This is a genomic window from Anaerosolibacter sp. (genome assembly GCF_029240175.1).
Lineage (GTDB): Bacteria > Bacillota > Clostridia > Peptostreptococcales > Thermotaleaceae > Anaerosolibacter.
The window spans coordinates 55120-74281 of the sequence record NZ_JARBTM010000007.1 but is presented as its reverse complement, the minus strand read 5'-3'; the positions used below and the strand labels follow the sequence as shown (position 1 = coordinate 74281).

General features: G+C 38.0%; 18 protein-coding genes and 1 riboswitch. All 18 genes read left to right on the top strand.

Features of this window, described 5'->3' with window-relative positions:
- The first annotated feature begins 89 nt into the window (after positions 1–89).
- Positions 90–1454, top strand: a complete 1365-nt coding sequence (locus K0R93_RS06910) for an S-layer homology domain-containing protein (RefSeq protein WP_300299336.1) — start codon at positions 90–92, stop codon at positions 1452–1454.
- Between the two features lie 104 nt (positions 1455–1558).
- The gene (locus K0R93_RS06905) at positions 1559–1711 is read left to right on the top strand and encodes a hypothetical protein (RefSeq protein WP_300299334.1); all 153 of its coding nucleotides are present in this window, start codon (positions 1559–1561) and stop codon (positions 1709–1711) included.
- Between the two features lie 128 nt (positions 1712–1839).
- Positions 1840–2655: a CPBP family intramembrane glutamic endopeptidase gene (locus K0R93_RS06900; protein WP_300299332.1), complete on the top strand. Its 816-nt coding sequence runs from the start codon at positions 1840–1842 to the stop codon at positions 2653–2655.
- A gap of 93 nt (positions 2656–2748) precedes the next feature.
- On the top strand, positions 2749–3054 hold the full coding sequence (locus K0R93_RS06895; protein WP_300299485.1) for a sigma-70 family RNA polymerase sigma factor: 306 nt from the start codon (positions 2749–2751) through the stop codon (positions 3052–3054).
- A gap of 144 nt (positions 3055–3198) precedes the next feature.
- Positions 3199–3753, top strand: a complete 555-nt coding sequence (locus K0R93_RS06890; RefSeq protein WP_300299329.1) for a YqeG family HAD IIIA-type phosphatase — start codon at positions 3199–3201, stop codon at positions 3751–3753.
- A gap of 340 nt (positions 3754–4093) precedes the next feature.
- Positions 4094–4176, top strand: a riboswitch (cyclic di-GMP riboswitch).
- 84 nt (positions 4177–4260) lie between these two features.
- Positions 4261–5940 carry a type II secretion system ATPase GspE gene (gene gspE / locus K0R93_RS06885; protein ID WP_300299327.1) on the top strand — a complete coding sequence of 560 codons (1680 nt, stop codon included), beginning with the start codon at positions 4261–4263 and terminating at the stop codon, positions 5938–5940.
- A 14-nt stretch (positions 5941–5954) separates the two neighbouring features.
- Complete coding sequence (locus K0R93_RS06880) at positions 5955–7010, top strand: type IV pilus twitching motility protein PilT (RefSeq protein ID WP_300299325.1); 1056 nt, start codon at positions 5955–5957, stop codon at positions 7008–7010.
- A 69-nt stretch (positions 7011–7079) separates the two neighbouring features.
- The gene (locus K0R93_RS06875; protein ID WP_300299323.1) at positions 7080–8285 is read left to right on the top strand and encodes a type II secretion system F family protein; all 1206 of its coding nucleotides are present in this window, start codon (positions 7080–7082) and stop codon (positions 8283–8285) included.
- Positions 8286–8495: 210 nt separating this feature from the next.
- Positions 8496–8900: a type II secretion system protein gene (locus tag K0R93_RS06870; RefSeq protein WP_300299322.1), complete on the top strand. Its 405-nt coding sequence runs from the start codon at positions 8496–8498 to the stop codon at positions 8898–8900.
- Positions 8901–9054: 154 nt separating this feature from the next.
- Entirely contained in the window at positions 9055–10386 is a 1332-nt protein-coding gene (locus K0R93_RS06865) for an O-antigen ligase family protein (RefSeq protein ID WP_300299320.1), read from the top strand.
- 105 nt (positions 10387–10491) lie between these two features.
- The gene (locus K0R93_RS06860; RefSeq protein WP_300299318.1) at positions 10492–12027 is read left to right on the top strand and encodes an IS1182 family transposase; all 1536 of its coding nucleotides are present in this window, start codon (positions 10492–10494) and stop codon (positions 12025–12027) included.
- 1238 nt (positions 12028–13265) lie between these two features.
- Positions 13266–14354: a pilus assembly PilX N-terminal domain-containing protein gene (locus K0R93_RS06855; protein WP_300299316.1), complete on the top strand. Its 1089-nt coding sequence runs from the start codon at positions 13266–13268 to the stop codon at positions 14352–14354.
- Positions 14355–14377: 23 nt separating this feature from the next.
- Complete coding sequence (locus K0R93_RS06850) at positions 14378–14728, top strand: type IV pilus modification PilV family protein (RefSeq protein ID WP_300299314.1); 351 nt, start codon at positions 14378–14380, stop codon at positions 14726–14728.
- Between the two features lie 42 nt (positions 14729–14770).
- Positions 14771–15913, top strand: coding sequence for a prepilin-type N-terminal cleavage/methylation domain-containing protein (locus K0R93_RS06845; RefSeq protein ID WP_300299312.1), 1143 nt, complete (start codon positions 14771–14773; stop codon positions 15911–15913).
- A gap of 366 nt (positions 15914–16279) precedes the next feature.
- The gene (locus K0R93_RS06840; protein WP_300299310.1) at positions 16280–16591 is read left to right on the top strand and encodes a DUF5658 family protein; all 312 of its coding nucleotides are present in this window, start codon (positions 16280–16282) and stop codon (positions 16589–16591) included.
- A gap of 146 nt (positions 16592–16737) precedes the next feature.
- Positions 16738–17496: a prepilin peptidase gene (locus tag K0R93_RS06835; protein WP_300299308.1), complete on the top strand. Its 759-nt coding sequence runs from the start codon at positions 16738–16740 to the stop codon at positions 17494–17496.
- A gap of 22 nt (positions 17497–17518) precedes the next feature.
- On the top strand, positions 17519–18598 hold the full coding sequence (gene pilM / locus K0R93_RS06830) for a type IV pilus assembly protein PilM (protein WP_300299306.1): 1080 nt from the start codon (positions 17519–17521) through the stop codon (positions 18596–18598).
- Between the two features lie 14 nt (positions 18599–18612).
- Positions 18613–19161: a PilN domain-containing protein gene (locus K0R93_RS06825; RefSeq protein WP_300299304.1), complete on the top strand. Its 549-nt coding sequence runs from the start codon at positions 18613–18615 to the stop codon at positions 19159–19161.
- Position 19162 lies beyond the last annotated feature (1 nt).

Here is a 19162-nt window from a genome sequence, read left to right as displayed (position 1 = left end):
GAAAAAATATGGAAAAAATCATGATTTCATGAAACAAAAATGAAATTTCTTCGTCTATATATAGAAGACGTTTTTAAGGGAGGTACAGAATGTTAAAAATGAAGAAGCAGTGGATCATTTGTTTGGTCTGCTTTTTAATGATACATGTAGTAACTGGGTATGGCTATGAGGGACAAGCCAATCCTTCGGAATGGGCTAAAGAAAGTATTTTGATGTTATCTTCACATGGCCTGCTGACAGAAGATCTTTTAGATGATGGAAAATATCAGAATCCTATTACAAGGGAAGAATTTTCGGAACTGGCTTTATCGGTTTACATAAAGGCCATGAATATATCAGCAGAAGAAATTGATATGGACCATCCTTTTACAGATACGACCAATCCTAACATTGGTCGGGCATATAATCTGGGTATTATCAAAGGTGTCAGCGATCGTAAGTTTGCACCCAATAAAGAAATTACCCGTCAAGAAATTGCCACGATTCTATGGCGTCAAATAAATACAATGGGTCTTCCTACTGAATTGTATAAAAAAGCAGATTTTGTTGACATGTTTTGGGTCGCAAGATGGGCAAAAGAAGCGGTATCTTTCTTGGCACAGGAAGGATTTATGAAGGGTATCGGAAACAATCGGATAGCACCCAATGAAAACACGACAAGAGAACAAGCCATGGTATTGCTGGCAAATATGAGCAAGAAGTATGGATGGCTGTACGTCCATGACTACAGCAATGATTTTGAGATGTTAGAGAACGGCTATCTCATTCCATCTAACACAGAACTACTGATTCGAATGAATGAAGCCACTAAGCTTCATCTCCAGCTTACAACGGACCCATATGCCCAAAAGGAAAGTCTTCATGGGTATATGGCGGAGATATTGGATACCTTAAGAATAAACAAGATTTCTGAAATCATTGTGATGAAGCTAAAGCAGAAGCTCGAAGATAGCTGGCATGAAGCCTACAATGCCCCTGTTTTGTATGATCCTTATAATGTAGAATTAGATGACGGCAGAAGAATAGAATTGCGCTGTGATAAAGGAATAGATGTAACGATTTATACACCTCTTTTCCATCGAGACCAAACCAAAACTATGGATATCACAGCATTTAAAGAACTGCCCAATGGCTATTTTGTACCAAAAGAATCAAAACTCTTTATCCAATCTGACGATGGAAGGGGTATAAGATTAAACCTTCTGGCCAACAGCTATACCGACAATGAAGAAATCTATGAGCAAATTAGCCAGTTATTAGATACCCTGGAAATAAACAAAATACCCCTGGAAATCATACAAGAAATTGAAAGAAAGCTCTCCTCCAGTTGGGATCATATCGAAAATAAGCCAGGTAAAATTGAAATAACCTATCGAGAACTCTCTGACGGTAACCGGTTGGTATACTCCAGTGACCGATATATGCAAGTAAAGATATTTCATATGGCTCTATAAATAAATCCTGGGTGTCAAATGACACCCAGGATTTATTTATAAAAAGAAGCCTGCATAGTACAAACTGGTGAACACATAAGGATGGTATGGGGAGGGGTGTAGAGATGGAATATGATCAAACCCATACAATCGGCCAGAGTACCATCCATATCATTGTCCAAGAGAACCTAACACAAGATCAAATCGATGGGATACTCAATGAGTGCTATGCCATAGCTAGAGAAATCATCCAAGCGATTCAAAGGGAATCCGAATAGTTCAAAACAAACGTAGGGAACAGGCATGCCAGTTCCGCAAGCAAATCCATTCTGAATTTACAATGAATTTGAAATGGTGTATGATTAAACCCTAGGGGTCATTCACCACTTTATTTAGGAGGACATACATGACAAAATATTTGAAAATGATAGGTAATATATTGTTATATACTCTAATCTATTTTTTCCTGCAATTAGGGGCAGGGTTGAGTATGGGAATTGGTTATACCATGAAGTATATTGGAATCCTCACAGAGCCACAAATTCAAGACAAGCTAAATCATGATATTTATTTTGGAATCGCAGCAGCAGCCCTATGTTCTATAGCCATCTATGTGCTGCTTTTAAGGAAGAAAGATGAAAGTTTTCTTCAAAAATGTAAGTTTCGAAAAGAAGGCCTTGAGAAATCTCCCTATGTGGTGTTAGCATCTATAGGGCTAGCTGCTGTATCCAGCAGTTTCGTACTGCTAAGCTATGAGAAATTTGAGAGCTATGAGGAAGTGTCCCAGAACATAAACGCTGGTTTAAGTACACTTTTAGGGATGCTATGCATCATTATTTTGATTCCTATTTTTGAAGAAATATTGTTTAGGGGCTTGGTGCAGAATGAGCTTAAAAAACAATTACCTATCTCTGGCGCTATTGTTATACAAGCTGCCGTTTTCGCCATCTATCATGGCAATCCACTGCAGGGCATCTATACCTTTGTTCTTGGTATTGCCTTGGGTGTCATTTATCTGTGGTCCAATAACCTTTGGCTGCCAATCTTGCTTCATGTGACGTACAACCTTCTCGGAACTTTGATATTTCCAGTACTTCTTTACTATACAGAATCCTTTGCCGTGGCATATATGGCAGGAGGCACAGTCCTTTTCATGTTTGCTATGGGTTTTTTATACAAAAAAAGAGAATTTTCGTCACCTATAGAAGTGCCAGTTGAGTAAAAAATGTCTTTAAAGAACTAATAAAGGCATAAAATGTTGAAAATTCACTATTTCCAAGGAAATACCCGTTGATAACCTGTAGAAGGCAATGAAATATCACTCATTGATATTCTCGGTACTGAAGCTGACGAAGTCTTGGATGAGGTGGAATTGAAGATCCAAGTAAAGAAGCTTTATCAGAAGATGACAAAAATTTTAAAAAATCGCGAGCGCACTGTTTTAGAGCTAAGATATGGTCTAGCCAATGGTGGAAGCAAAACCCAGAGAGAGATCGCAAAAATGTTGGGAATATCTCGCTCATATGTATCCAGAATCGAAAAGAGGGCTATAAAGAAGCTTAGTAAAGCATTTAACGCCAATGTAAAGATTGATATAGATGATGAGGACGATGAAGATTAGTAAAAAAAGATTCTTTCATCAAATGACTTATTGTTCAATTGCAGCGGAGACTTTCGTCTCCGCTTGTTGTTTTTTGCGAGTCCTATAAATACTACAAATCTATTTTTGATTACTGCTGCCACTTTTCGGATATATAATGTATAAATGAAAACCTATTATTCTACAGATAATAATACAAACAACAAATATATATCGGGAGTGGAAAACATGCTAGAGAGACTAAAACCCAAGTTATATGTGGATTCAATCTTTCATCTAGATCTAGAGCAATTAAAGAAATTTAACATCAAAGGTTTCATCATAGATATAGACAATACTTTGGTGGAGTGGGAAGAAAAAACAGCCAGTGAACGGGTAAAAACCTGGCTTCGTAATCTTGAATTGGAAGCCTTTAAGGTCTGCTTGGTTTCAAACAATACGGAGGATCGAGTCGTAAAGTTTAATGAAGAGTTAAAGCTTCCTGCAATCCATCGCGCTGTAAAGCCTAGAGTTAGTGCATTCCATAAAGCCATGGAGCTTATGGGCACCACACCCGAAACCACGGCTGTTATCGGAGATCAATTATTTACCGATGTATTGGGAGGTAATCGGTTAGATCTATTCACCATCCTGGTCATCCCTTTAGGCAATCAAGAACTTACCTGGACAAAATTCGTGAGAAAAATTGAAAAGGTAGTCCTAAAAAAGGTATTACACTAAGCCATGCGTACGCATGGTTTTTTATTTTATTTATAACACAGAGAAAACCTGTAGGGGCAATTCACGAATTGCCCGCTGATTAATGGAACGACACAAATTAAAATCATCGCGCTGATTTTCGATTAACGTTCAACAAATACGTTAAAACCATAAAGAATTTCTTCCTGTTTATTCATAAAAAGAAGAGGGTAATAACTAAATATTCACGCTAGAAATATCCACCTATACGCCGATGTAATATTATGTCTGAAATTGCGAATAAAAATTTATGCCCAATTGCAGGATTTTTGCATAATTTGGTGAAATTTTATTAATCAGTATAAGAATTCAGTTTATTTTACTAATCGTTAGAGCATAAGAAGCATGATTATACTTGGACGCTTAAATCATGTGGATGCAGTGGCGTAACCGGCTAACAATATTTAAATATTGTTAGCTTTTTTTGAATAATTAAAACAGTATACATTTCTAATCATTATGTCCAACGATCTGAAGGGATGGAAGCAGATGGCCAGCAAAGTAAAAAGACTAGGAGATCTATTGGTTGATGCACAGCTCATAACAATGGAGCAGCTTCAAGATGCACTAAAGCTGCAGAAAAGCTCCAATAAAAAACTGGGAGAAGTATTGATCGAGCAAGGCTTTGTAAATGAAAATCAAATTATTGAAGCCTTGGAATTTCAGCTAGGTATACCCCATGTGTCATTAGATAAATATTTTATAGAACCAGACATTCCCAAGCTGATCAGCGAGCGCCTTGCCCGAAGGCACTGTCTGATTCCTATAAAAATCGAATGGGGCAAGCTGGTGGTAGCCATGTCAGATCCTTTGAATATCTTTGCCATGGATGACATCAAACTCGCAACAGGCTATACGGTGGAACCTGTCATCGCTACACAAAAGGATGTTCTAGCTGCCATTGATCAATACTATCAAAAGCTGACAGCAGAAAAAGCCTTAGAAGAATTTAAAGAAAACTACGAAGATGAAATCATAGAGGAAATCGACGAGGAGCTGTTGGCCCAAGTCAACAATGCACCTGTTGTAAAGCTAGTCAACTCCATCATTTCCCAAGCAGTAAAGATGAGAGCCAGTGATATACATATAGAGCCCTATGAAAAAAACGTCCGAGTTCGCTATCGTATTGACGGTGAGCTCCAGGAGAATATCTCTCCAGCTAGATCCAGCCACTCCGCCATCGTGACGAGAATCAAGATCATGGGGAAAATGAACATAGCCGAAAGGCGAATCCCCCAAGACGGCAGGGTAGAAATGAATGTGGACGGTCGTGACATCGATATGCGTATCTCCATATTGCCTACGGTTTATGGGGAAAAAATTGTAATCCGTCTCCTGGATCGCAGCAACAAAGCGTTATCCAAGGAGCAATTAGGATTTACACCCGATAACTTAAAAGTATTTGACGACATTCTTAAAAATCCTTATGGAATCCTGCTCGTAACAGGACCTACAGGAAGCGGTAAAAGTACCACCCTTTATGCGGCTTTAAAGGAACTCAATGATGTTCATAAAAATATCATTACTGTTGAAGACCCTGTAGAATACAGACTTGAAGGGGTTAATCAATCTCAAGTAAACAATAAGGCTGGAATGACCTTTGCAAGCGGTCTTCGTTCCATACTAAGACAGGACCCTGATATCATTATGATCGGAGAGATACGGGATGGTGAAACCGCTCAGATCGCTATCAGAGCAGCGATTACCGGTCACCTGGTACTCAGTACCCTTCATACCAACGATACCGCCTCTACGGTGGCTCGATTGGTTGATATGGGCATCGAGCCTTACCTGATCTCAAGCTCCGTGGTGGGAATTGTGGCACAACGTTTGGTTAAAAAAATCTGTGATAACTGCAAAGTTTCCTATAGACCAGATAACGGTGAAATTCAGCTGCTGCAGATCAGACCTGATGTATTGCTTCATAAAGGCCAAGGATGTAATGTATGTAACCATACAGGATATAAGGGCAGAACTGCAATCCATGAAGTGATGCCCATGACAAAGGCTGTTAAGCAGCTCATAGATTCTAGACAAAATACGGAGAGTCTCAGAGCTGCTGCTGTAGAACAAGGGATGAAAACATTGCGTCAAAGCTGTAGACAGCTGGTTCTTCAAGGTGTGACAACCAGCGATGAACTGCTCCGAATGACCTATAATCTTGATTAAGGAGGGAAATAGGAATGGAGATTTTATCACTTTTAGAAAAAGCCACTGGAGCTAGGGCCTCTGACTTACATATCACTGTGGGTTTACCGCCTATCATCCGCGTGGATGGACAACTGGTGCATATGGGAGAATCCCCATTATCCACTGAGGACACAGCCATCTTGGCGCGGCAGATGCTGACTGTGGAACAAATGAAGCACTTGGAGCAAAAAGGAGAACTTGACCTTTCTTTTTCTAACTCGGGCCTAGGAAGATTCAGAATGAACGTTTATAAGCAGCGGGGCAGCTATTGTATGGCAATCCGTGTGGTAAATATCAATATTCCTACCCTGGAAGAGCTAGGCTTGCCACCGAGTGTGAGGGAGCTTACCAAAAAGACCAGGGGCTTGATTTTAGTAACAGGCCCAACCGGTAGTGGTAAATCCACCACCCTAGCTTCCATGATTGATTTGATCAATCAGGAGAGACGCTGCCATATCATAACACTGGAAGATCCGATTGAATATTTACATCGACACAACAAAAGCATCATCAACCAACGTGAAGTAGGAGACGACACCCAATCTTTTAGTAATGGACTTCGTGCTGCCCTCCGTCAAGATCCAGATATCATTCTCGTCGGAGAGATGCGTGATTTAGAAACCATCAGTATCGCTATTACCGCTGCTGAAACAGGTCACTTGGTACTGTCGACCCTCCATACCCTGGGTGCTGCGAAAACCGTGGACAGGATTATTGACGTATTTCCGCCCCATCAACAGCAGCAGATCCGAATCCAACTAGGTGCTGTATTGGAAGGAATCATTTCTCAGCAGTTGTTACCTAAGGCCAACGAACCGGGTAGAGTGGCAGCCTTTGAAGTCATGCTGGCCAATAATGCCATCAGGAACTTGATTCGAGAGGGAAAAACCCATCAAATCCAGACATCTATCCAAACTGGACTCAAATTCGGCATGCAAACCATGGATCATTCTCTTCTGGAATTATATAAACGTACTATTATTAGTAAAGAAAATGCATTAACCTACTCATTGGACCTAGATATGATGAAGAAAACCATAGGATTTTAAGAATGCTATAATGAACACTTTATCCAATTACATACAATCTATATTGCTTACTAGAAACGAGGTGAGATGATGCCTGTTTATCGTTACAAAGCTGTGGGTATCAATGGACAAAACCTGCAGGGCAGCTTTACAGCCAACACAAGAAATGAAGTTGTTCAGATGCTGCGGAGCAACCAGAGCTATCCTGTGATGATCCAGGAAGATGTTTCTACCCTAGGTAGAGAAGTACAGCTTTTTGGAGGCGTCAAGGTAAAAGATATCGCTGTTTTTTGTCGCCAGCTCTATGCCATGCTCAACGCAGGGGTACCCATTACCAACTGTTTAGAAATCCTTAAAACCCAAACGGAGCAGAAGAAGCTACGCAATACATTGGGAGAGGTCTACGAAGGGGTTCAAAAGGGCTTAACCTTTTCTGAGGCATTGAAAAAGCACTTGGATGTATTCCCTGAGCTGTTGATTTATATGGTAGAAGCAGGGGAAGCCAGTGGATCATTGGATGTCATCATCGAACGGATGGCAGTCCACTACGAGAAGGAAACAAAGATCAATAACAAAATCAAAGGTGCCATGGTGTATCCGATCATCCTTAGCGTTGTAGCGGTATCCGTTGTCGTTTTCCTGCTAACCTTCGTGATGCCAACCTTCATAGGGATGTTTGAGGGAAGTGGCGTACCATTGCCGCTGCCAACACGAATACTCATGAAGTTTAGTGAGATATTAAAGAACTTTTGGTATATACACATCATTGTATTTTTCGCAGTAGTTTATGGAATCAAACGTTATACCTTAACCATCAAAGGCAGACTGCAGTACGATAAATTAAAGCTCAGTATCCCCGTAATGAAGGGATTAAACCAAAAGATCATCACCGCAAGGTTTACAAGAACATTATCAACACTCCTTTCCAGCGGTATCCCACTGCTACAGGCCATGGAGAATGTGGCGGGGATCCTGGGCAATAAAGTAGCTGCTGATGGGATCATGAAGGTACGAGAGGAAGTAAGAAGGGGAGTCCCCTTATCACAGCCGATTAAAAGACTAGGACTCTTCCCACCCATGGTGGACAATATGATTCACATCGGGGAAGAGTCAGGTACCTTAGATGATATCTTGGATAAAACAGCAAATTTCTTCGATGATGAGGTTGATACGGCACTGCAGAAGATGATCACCTTATTCGAGCCTATCATGATCTTGGTCATGGGTGCCCTCATCGGGTTTATCGTTGTCGCCATGGTATTACCTATGTTCGATATGCTAAAAACGGTACAGTAATAGATTACTAAGGATTTTATTTTCCCCAATGATAGTCCCCTAGATACTGCTAACGGTTAACTAGATTAGGAAATATCTAAGAGGAGGATTAAAGAATTTAATAAATATATTTTAAACTTATGCATTAATGTTTGGGAGGTGATGGGGGCCGAGATTTTAGCTGAACTGGTTTATTCAAAATATATTTTCACCATTAAAGGAGGAGAAAAAATGTTACAAATGATCAACAAAAAATTAAGAAACAGAAAAGGCTTCACTCTTATTGAACTGATTGTAGTTATTGCAATCTTAGGTATTTTGGCTGTGATTGCTATACCAAGGTTTGTAGGCATGAGAGAAAGTGCAAATGAAGGAGCTGTAATTGCGAATTTAAGGACGATTCAAAACGCAGCAGAAATTGCTGCAGCGGAGAATAATATCGCTATTACAGCTGTAACTGATGATCAGATTTCCGAAGTTTTGACAGGGGCTGCAGGAAACTTTCCTGGAGATTTTGCTGATTCACCAGATGGTGCTGTATATTCCTTTGCTAGTGGAGTTGCGACTTTAGCAACAGCCCCAAGTGTTTATCCAACTGGTGGGGTAAATGATTATACAGATATTGCATCTAATTAGCACTATTACTTAACATATTTATATTAAAAATTAGAGAGCCAATCATCTAGATTGGCTCTCTTTTGAAGAATAAGTCATACTTACTACAGAATCAGTTTACTGGAAAAAAACAGTACATTTACACTTAGTTAATCAGCATACTTAAGGAGAGAATATGGATTCTGATAAAATTCTAAATAATTTGTTAACAATGATTATTAGTATAACGCCATTAATTATAGCGCCATTTTACATGGATTATTTTTATTACCCCAAAATGCTCTTCGTTTATGTAACAGCATCAGCATTATCAATAATATGGTTTTTAAATAGAAAAAGCAATAATATAAAGATTGATTTGATAGAAAAAATGATTGTCATATATCTGATATTAATTGTAACTTCAACATTTTTTTCTGTTAACATAGGTCGCTCTACTTGGGGGAATTCGTATAGAGAAGAAGGAATATTTGCAATTATTGTTTATGTTTTTATGTTTATTTTAGTTAGAAGAAAGTATCAATTCTCAAAAGCGCATGTCAGCATTCTACTGTTATCAGCATCTTTAGTAGCATTATATGGAATTTCTCAATACTTTGGATATGATCCTATTCCAAGAGACCCATTTCGTGTTAATTGGAAAGGAAGGGCTTTTTCAACCATGGGCAACCCTAACTTCTTGGGAGCCTATCTTACGTTGATATTACCGATTAGTGCATTTGCTTATGTCTACTCCAAGAAAGCAATTTATTTGATCGCTTCTGGTGTCCTATATCTCTCATTACTTTGCACAATGACGAGAGGGTCATGGGTAGGTGCATTTTTTAGCTTCATTATTTTTATATGGTTTTCATATAGACACAAGTATAGCTTTAAGCATCTAGCAATTATTTTATCACTATTTTTGGTGATTACTATTTTAGTTAATATTCACAGTGATGGTAGAGTTTTCGGTAGGTTTCTAACTATTACAAAAGACATGGAAACAGTTATAAGTCAATCCTCAGGGTATGAAAGAGCAGGAGCCAATAGAATATTTATTTGGGAAAGAGTAATAGAACTTATTAAACTGAGGCCAATACTCGGTTATGGCTTAGAAACATTAGGCGTTGTTTTTACGGATACATACCGAGAAGACATCATGACTGCTTATAAGAGATTAATAATCTTTGATAAAGCACATAATGAGTACCTTCATATTGCTGTATCAACAGGAATACCGTCTCTACTGTTATATCTAGCATTTGTTTCAAGCATTGTTTATAAGGCATTTAAGAGTGAAAAAAACAATCCTCTAATTATTCCGTTGCTCTGCAGTATTATTGGTTACTTAGTTCAAGCATTTTTCAATATAAGCGTTGTCTCAGTTGCATATATTTACTGGATGTTCCTTGGGATTCTATTAAAGTTTTCTTTGGATTCCTCTTCAGTATCATCGATGGAGCAACCCACAACAGAAGACATGCGACATGAGGACGGTTCGAAACCACTGAAAAACACATCCTAAATATTGGAATATCCTGCCTAAAATAAGCATAAACGATAGAGAAAAACCCGCTAATTTGATATGATAGTGTTGTCGAGACAATATCATAGAAAAGGGGGTTTCTCCATGCTTAAAGACAAAAATATGCAGTTAAGCATCTATTCCATATTATACGATAGAATTCCAGAAAATCATATATTAAAATTGATAAATAACGCTGTTGATTTTAATTTCATCAACAAACTTCTTGAAAACTCATACTGTAAGTTCTATGGAAGACCAGCTAAGGAACCAGAAATGATGGCTAAATTGTTAATACTCCAATATTTATACAATCTTTCAGATGTACAGGTAGTAGAAGATACAAAGGTAAACCTAGCATATATGTGGTTTATCGGTATCAATCCAGAGGATAAACTTCCAGACCCAAGTCTTCTAGCTAAATTTAGAACCCAGAGGCTTAAAGAAACAACATTGGATGATATCATCCAAGAAATTGTAAAACAATGTGTTAATAGAGGTATCATTAAGGGAACTGGTATTAGCATAGATGCTACCCATACAGAAGCCAACACCATTAAAAAAGTACCAGAGAGAATTATGAAGCACCTTGCCAAAAGAATTTTTATAAGCATCGAAGAGGAAAACAGCGTAGCTGCTGAACAGGTAGCTAAAGAAATACCTAATTACAAAGAAATACAGGATCACAATCTAGCAAAGGAAACTATGAAAAACTATCTAGAAAAGGTCACAGAGACAATGGAAGAGAATTTTGATTTAGCCACTTGCCCTAAAACTCTTCAATCCATTAAAAACGCTAAAGAAATATTAGACTCTCCTAAGTTTATACAACAAAAAGGTATCCGATCTCTCGTTGATAAAGATGCAAGAGTGGGTTACAAATCTAAAACCGATAGTTTCTTTGGATACAAGGTTGAATATGCTATGAGCCCTGAAGAACGCATGATAACAGCAGTCGTTGTACAAGGCGGAGCTTACGTTGATGGAACTGAATTTAAAAATCTCTACACCAAAACGAAAGAATGTGGAATAAGTATAAAGGAAGCATATGGTGATAAAGCATATTTTCGAAAGCCAATATTGGATTTATTGAAGGAAGAGACTGTAGAGGCATATATTCCAGTAAGTGAATCGGTATATAAATTAGATGATTCCAAGTTTACATACAACAAGGACTCAGATCAATGGATTTGTGATGAAGGAAATAAAACGATTAAAAAGAAAAAAGGTAATAGCAAGGACAGAGTAAGCCATTATTACTATTTTGAAAAAGAATGCTGCAAAAACTGTCCAAAGAGCCACGAGTGTCTAAATAAAGGCAAAGCAAGAAAAATTCTTGAGATAACCGCAAATACTTTTGAGTTCTATGAATATAGTCAATTTACCAAGCAGGAAGGATTTTTAGACAAGTATAAAAAGCGAGCAAGTCATGAGTGGAAGAATGGGGAAATGAAAAGATTTCATGGATTAGACCGAGCCAGGGGTTACGGTCTGCGTAGCATGGGCATACAAGCAAAATTAACTGCAATAGCAGTAAATTTAAAGAGGATAGCCAAGCTGGTATCCTCTTTTTCAGGAATGTTTATTAATTTTTTGATGATCAGAACCAATATTGCTATTGTCGGCTCACTTCGTGATTAAAATAGTTTAAAAAACAAGACTTTTTCAGTGGTTTCGGACGGTTCTCAACTGTCGCATGCATCTGTATAGAATCTAAAGATTCAGACCTGATGGAGAGAAAACTCTGTTAGGTTTTTTTGTGTTGCCAGAGAGGAATGGGATTTACCACTGAGTAGTGGGAAAGGTACCTAGGATTTTTCGTGTCCAGAGAGTGGCAACTAGGAAGACGTGATTTTTCAGCGAGTCAGTTGTCCTAGTTGGAACTGGTAAAAAAAAAGAGACAAAACTAGCTGAAAAACAGTGGCGAATGATTGTAGATTGAAACATTTGGAGTGATTGCAATCATTGCTCCGACAATCAGCATCAAAAAATAGGTTGAAGAATTCAAATTCTACAGCCAGTTTTTAAATTTTAGTAGAAAGGAGAAGTGAAAAATGACAAGTACAATTGAATTGATATAGAAATTTGAGCAAGACCTAGTTGCAGACGGAAAGAGCAGAAAGACAATCCTTTTCTACGTGGGTGATGTGAGGTGATTTCTCCAATGGTTAGATAAAAAACTACATTCAATAAGTATCTTCTTGAGACCAACTATGAGGTCAATACCATTAACTAGCGCATTCCAAAGCAGAGATAGGAAACTAAATTACAAATTATGTATTTTCTTGTGAACTATTCATGCACGATGTATAGTTCACAAGAAGATAGGGGGATAAAAAACAGGAGAGATGAATAGTGACTATTAAAAGGATTTTTGATAGTGTAATAATGATCACAGTGGTAAAACAAATATCCTGTCAATACTTGTAACATGGTAGCATTTGACAATATAAAGCCTAGATTGTATACTTAAAATATGGGTAATATTACCCATATTTTAAGTATACAACAAATGAAAAATAAAAAATGCTAGATTTTTCTCGTTTGACATAATTGTTGCTTGCTGTAGGAATAGATTGGGTATATGAATTGTAATACTAATCTACTTACTTGATAAATGTCTGTGTTGGTAGTCAAAAGGATATTTGAATAATCACTAAAGTAGAGGTGGTAGACACCTTAACTAAATACCTAAACGTTAATGGGGGTCAATTAGAATGATTGACTCCCATTTAAGAATTTTTTCTGAAAATTAACATCAGCTATTGGCTAAAGTGTCTTCGTATATTAACTGAAATTTTCTTGAATGATAAATTGCAAAATATAAGTAAAGCGTATAACATAACCCACTCTTAAAATCATATCCAGGAGGGATAATGATGAACAAAGCATTTAAAAATAAGAAAGGTTCCTCATTAGTTTTGATCATAATTGTTATGGCTGTTCTTTCTATTCTTGGTGCGGCGCTTCTTCAAGTAAGTCTTGCAGAGAATAATTTTGCGATCCATGAGGAAAAGCGACTTAAAGCCTATTATATTGCAAGAGCAGGTGCGGAAGCTGCTTCAACTTGGATAGAAGATCCAACCCATACCCTAAGTACAATTGATACATTGATTTCAAGCAACACCACGAACGTTGATAAATGGACAACATTTGCAGATGGTCGCTTTAAAATCAGTTTTTCAGGAGATAAATATAAACCGACTATCCATAGTGTGGGTGAATACAGTGGCGTTGAGCAGAAGGTTAACCTTGCACTAGAAAAAAACTATTTTTTTGATTCTACAGTAACCGTCACAAACTCATTGCACATAGATCAGCCAAACTGTGAGGTAACTGGCAGCGTATCAAGGACTCCTACCGCTAGTATCACTGGCTATACGAGTAATATAAGTGTGCAGCCCCCCAAAATAACAAATAGAACATTTCCAGAACCTTCAGACCCTGTTTTGCTAGAAGCTGACCCAACGCTGAGTTGGCCTCCTTTAGGTTTTAATATTAACAGTGGTGACGGTTACGCAGACCGTAAATTTGACGCTGTAAACCTTGGCAGTGATACCTACTACATCAATCTTTCAGGAGATATGAAAATTCAATTCAACTCACTGTCTGGAAACAATGCAAATATTTACGTTACTGGCAATGGTACCTTATCCCTATACACGAATAGTATTTATTTTAAAGGAAACCTATTTACTGGCCCCAATGCAAAGACGATACTCAATATTTTTAATTCGGGTACATTGGATTTCCAAACTGGTAATAGTGAATTTCAGGGATTTATTTATGGACCAGGTGCAGATATGACCATTAAGGCAAATATGGATAGCGTAGGTGCTATTGTAGCAAAAAACCTAACTTTAGAATCAGGAGGAGATGTTGCAGCTTCAGCTGCTGTAGGGAACTTATATCCTGAAGATCTTGGTTTTCAGTCAGAAGGATATAGCCGTGATTTATGGGGTGATTAATTTTCTTGGAAGGTATGATAAATATGAATAGACTAAAAGAAAATAGAGGAATGACACTTATTGAGATCATAGTGTCTGTAGCGATTTTAGGTATATTGGTTATTGCTTTTTTGAATCTCTTTACATTTGGGTATGTCCAGGTTGTTAATGCAGGTCACAAAAGTGGAGCAGGATTTAAAGCGCATCAAGCAGCCGAGCAGAAAATTGCAGGCGGCACACCTGCCCCAAGTATTGTGGAAACGTCGAGTCCTACTACCATTACTATCGAGTTGCCATCTCCACCGTCACCCGGGATGACGGTATCAGGACAATCGATTTCATTTGAAGCTGAGATAAATGCTAAGAAATCTAAAGTAACCACGTTTGTACCGTAGTAATTCCAACATCCAAACTAATTTAGAAAGGATCGGGTGATTTTGACTATCAAAAGTAGTGCTAATGAAAGAAAAAGAAATAGACAAAGTGGCTTTACTCTAATAGAGCTGATTATTACAATCGGATTATTGAGTATCATATTAGGCATAATATTCTCCTTTCAATCATTTGGAACAAAAGTTTTTAATAAAGGCGTCACGCAATCTGACATTCAATCTACACTTAGATTAGCCTCTGATTTTATTATAAAAGATGTAAGAAATGCCACGGAAATTATGCTTACAACACCAGCTAATCCCAATGATTATAATCAAATATACGTAAGTGGTAACAAGTTAAAATATAAGCCTTTTGGTGGAACTACCATAGATAAAACAGATGCTATAATACAGAATCCATCCACCGATTTACAGTTTTCACTTGTACAAATAGGTTCGAAATATACTCTTGATTTTTCAATCAATGGAAAAAATCAAGGGAATGCGTACACCTTAGCCTCTAGCGTAATGTTGAATAACATCGAGACAGCAACAACTTTAACAAACAGCCAAAGTATATATTATAAAAAAGGAATAAGTGCCCCTGTACCCGTTCCAGCAAATGCTCAACTAAGCAACCTTACATTAAGTAGTGGTACGCTAACCCCAGCATTTGATTCCTCAATAACCTACTATACCGTATCATTACCTCATGGAACAACTATCCCACCAACAATAGTTACTGCAACAGGTAAGGATGGTGCTACGGTCTCAAGTATAACAGATGCTGCTAGTCTACCAGGTACAGCAACGATTCAAGTTACCTCTGCAGATGGTACAAGAAGCGCTACATACACAATTGAGTTTATACTTTTGCCATCAAATGAGCAAATTATACAAGATGCACTTGATACTTTGGCAGTTTTGAGTGTCTCTAATGCCGGAAATAAAAACAATCAGGCGAAACCAACAATAAATCTGCCCGCAAGTATTAATGGGATAGCTTTTTCTTTCATCTCTAGAACAGTAGAGAGCGGAGCAGCAATTGCCATTCCAAGTGGAGAAGTTACAAGACATGGTAGCGATCACAAATCGGGAACAATTACATTGCAAGGTAGTTTAAATGGAGCTACCATCACTAAGGTTTTTGATGTTTATATTCCATCAAACCATGGAAGTCCAGGCGATGTTACTGTAACTGAGTAATAATATCTCTTTCTTTAAATTTGGGAGTCAATCATTTTGATTGACTCTTTTTCATGTTCAAAAAGTAAGAGTAAAGAGGTAATAAATTAAAATCACCCGACCTGGTAATACGGTAATGAATATCTTGACGATTTCCAGTGTTAAAGCCCTCCTAGTATATGAGCCAGTCTTAGGGAGCTATTTTCAGTATGACTACGATAATCGCTCGCTTTCATGACATAACTTATTTCACTGATTAGGCAAGACACTAAATCTCGGAATATCTTTGGAAGTAAATACCACAGTTCATAACCCGATAAGTACAAATACTATCATACAACAGATAATTATAATTAGCATACATGTCTATTAAGGAGTTGTATGATTATGAAATGGTCACGTTTTGTTTACTATATCATATATTTGCTTACAGTGCTTGATATTGCTTTTACACTATTCGGGTTGCAATTAGGGATTATACAAGAGGGTAATCCTATCATGAATTACTTTATCTGCTTATCAACGGAAGCAACGGCTTTTTGTGTCTTGGCATATGTGGCGATTGCATTGGTTTTCCTCTATAAAGTAAGTGAAAAGGTTAAGTGGTTGAATATGATGTTAACAGGTTTAGCCAGCATCAAGGCCTATGTACTTATACTACATTTTAGATGGTTAAGTGTGTATTTTGGAGAATTTTGACTAATGCTGTCAATAGGTATTTGTTCCTATTTGATTGTGATGGCTACTAATTTATGGTATAATTTTATAGTGAAATTTTGCTTTTAAGTAAGCTGTTTCCAATTTTCTTCACTGCATGAACTTTATAAAAAAGGGGGGACATATAGATGCATATCTTTGTATTCATATACGGGTTATTGATTGGTTCTTTCTTAAATGTGTGTATCTATCGGATACCGAATGATAAGTCCATCGTATATCCATCTTCTCACTGCCCTCAATGTGGTACCTTTCTTAAAGCCTTCGACCTAATCCCAGTGCTTAGCTATTTGTTTTATAGAGGCAAATGTAGATACTGCAGCAGCAAGATTTCTTTTCGCTATCCTTTCTTTGAACTATTCACAGGTTGTGTTTTCCTTTTGTTATATATTGTATTCGGACAAACCATGGATTTTATTGCTTACAGCTTGCTAGCCAGCCTCCTTATTGCCATCGCAGGTATTGATTTTGACCATCAAATCATTCCCGATGAAATGGTGGTTTGCGGATTCATTTTGGGTGGTATATATCTCTTATATGGATATTACATAGGTGCGTCTTCTATAACGCTATTCAGCAGAGCTGGTGGGTTTCTAATAGGAGGAGGTCTATTCCTGCTCATAGCCATATTATCTAATGGAGGTATGGGCGGCGGGGATATCAAGCTCATGGCCATGCTGGGATTTTGGTTAGGTATCCAAAGTATTCTTTTGATCATTTTGTTATCCTTTGTTATCGGGGCAGTAATATCTGTGTTTCTCTTGGCAGCGAAAATAAAAGGAAGGAAGGAAGCGATTCCCTTTGGCCCGTTTATTGCCATGGCTGCTTTTATCACCATATGTTTTCAAAATGAAATGATTTCTTGGTATTTACAAAGATTCATGTAATACGTTAAAAGGGGGAGCACACTTGAAGAAAAGAGCCATATCGCATAAATACACTGATGTACTGTCCTTGGATATCGGTGCCCACAGCATTAAGGCAGTGGTGGGAAAGCTGGACAAGGATAAGCTTGTCTTGGACAATGCTTTTATCATCCCCATGCCTGAGGATCTATACAAAGATGGACAATTTTACGACGGACAAAAGGTGAAGGATATTCTAGAAGAAACTTTGCATATGAATAAGGTCCGTACCCGAGCTGCCATATGCACCCTGGAAAGCAGCACCATTATCACCCGGGAGGTTGTACTGCCTTCTGCAAAGCCTCACGAGTTGAAAGAGATGGTGGGCTATGAGATTCAGCAATTCCTTCCGATTGAATTAGATCAATACATCATACAATATAAGCAGTTGGATGAGTTTATGGAAGGGGACACCAAGCACGTTAATTTACTGGTGGCTGCCTTGCCAAGGGGTATCGCCGAAAGTTACCTAAACCTCTTAGAAACCTTACATCTAAAGCCCATCGCCCTAGATGTCCATTCCAATGCAATCACCAAGTTGATTCATCCACAATCAGAGGTGAACCATGGAGACACGGTAGCTGGTAAGACTTCTGCTATTGTTGATTTGGGCCATAACCAAATCAATGTGTCCATCTTTGATAACGGAAATTTTAAGTTTAATCGTCTCTTAAATATAGGTGGTAAGGATATTGACCATAACCTTGCAAACTTCCTGGATTTTTCTTTAGAAGAGGCGAGAATCAAAAAAGTGGAATGTAGTGATATTTCGAAGTCCTTTGGAGAATACAACGATGAATCCAGATTTCTAAATATCATCAAGTCCAGTGTGGATACATGGATCGATGAAATCGAGCGGATTTTCAAATACCATATGACTAGAAATACAGGCAATCGACTGGATGTCATTTATCTATATGGGGGAAGTGCAAATCTAAATGGTATCGCTGGGTACATGGAGGAGGCCTTCAACATCCCAGTGAAAAAAATCAAAACCATCAGTTCCGTAAATACAGACAATATCAAGGGCAATATAGACCTTGGGCTTTATGCTAACGCCCTGGGTGCTATGGTCAGAAGATAAGGGGGGAAGCAACAGTGAAAGATTTTAACTTTTTTGAACCCTATATACAGCAGCATCAAGGAAAGGAAAAAAGGCAAAACTTATACTATGGCATGGCAGTAGTGTGCGTTGTGGCTGTTCTAGCTTTTCCTGTGTTCAACCTGGTTTATGCCCATAATATGAAAAAAGATATTGCCCAAATGCAGACGATACTGGAGTCTCCTGAAACCAAAGAAAAAATGGCAAGGGTCAATGAAAAACAAAGTAAGCTTGAAGAAATCACAGCAGTATTACCCATGGTGCAAAAGAGCGAGCTAGCGCTTCGAAAAATTGATGTATTAAGCGATGAATTGGTCCAGCTTATCGTAGATGCGATTCCTCCAGACTTAGAATTTATATCCTTTAACATAAGCCCTGAACAAATTACCATCAATGGTACCGCCAGGGATAAATCAGCCATTGCAGAAATTGAGTACAATCTCCGAGAGACAAAGGCATTTAAAGATTTATTTATTCCTTCCGTTTCTTTAAATGAAGGTCTATACAATTTTTCCATTCAATTCGCGTTAAAGGATGTGAATTAAG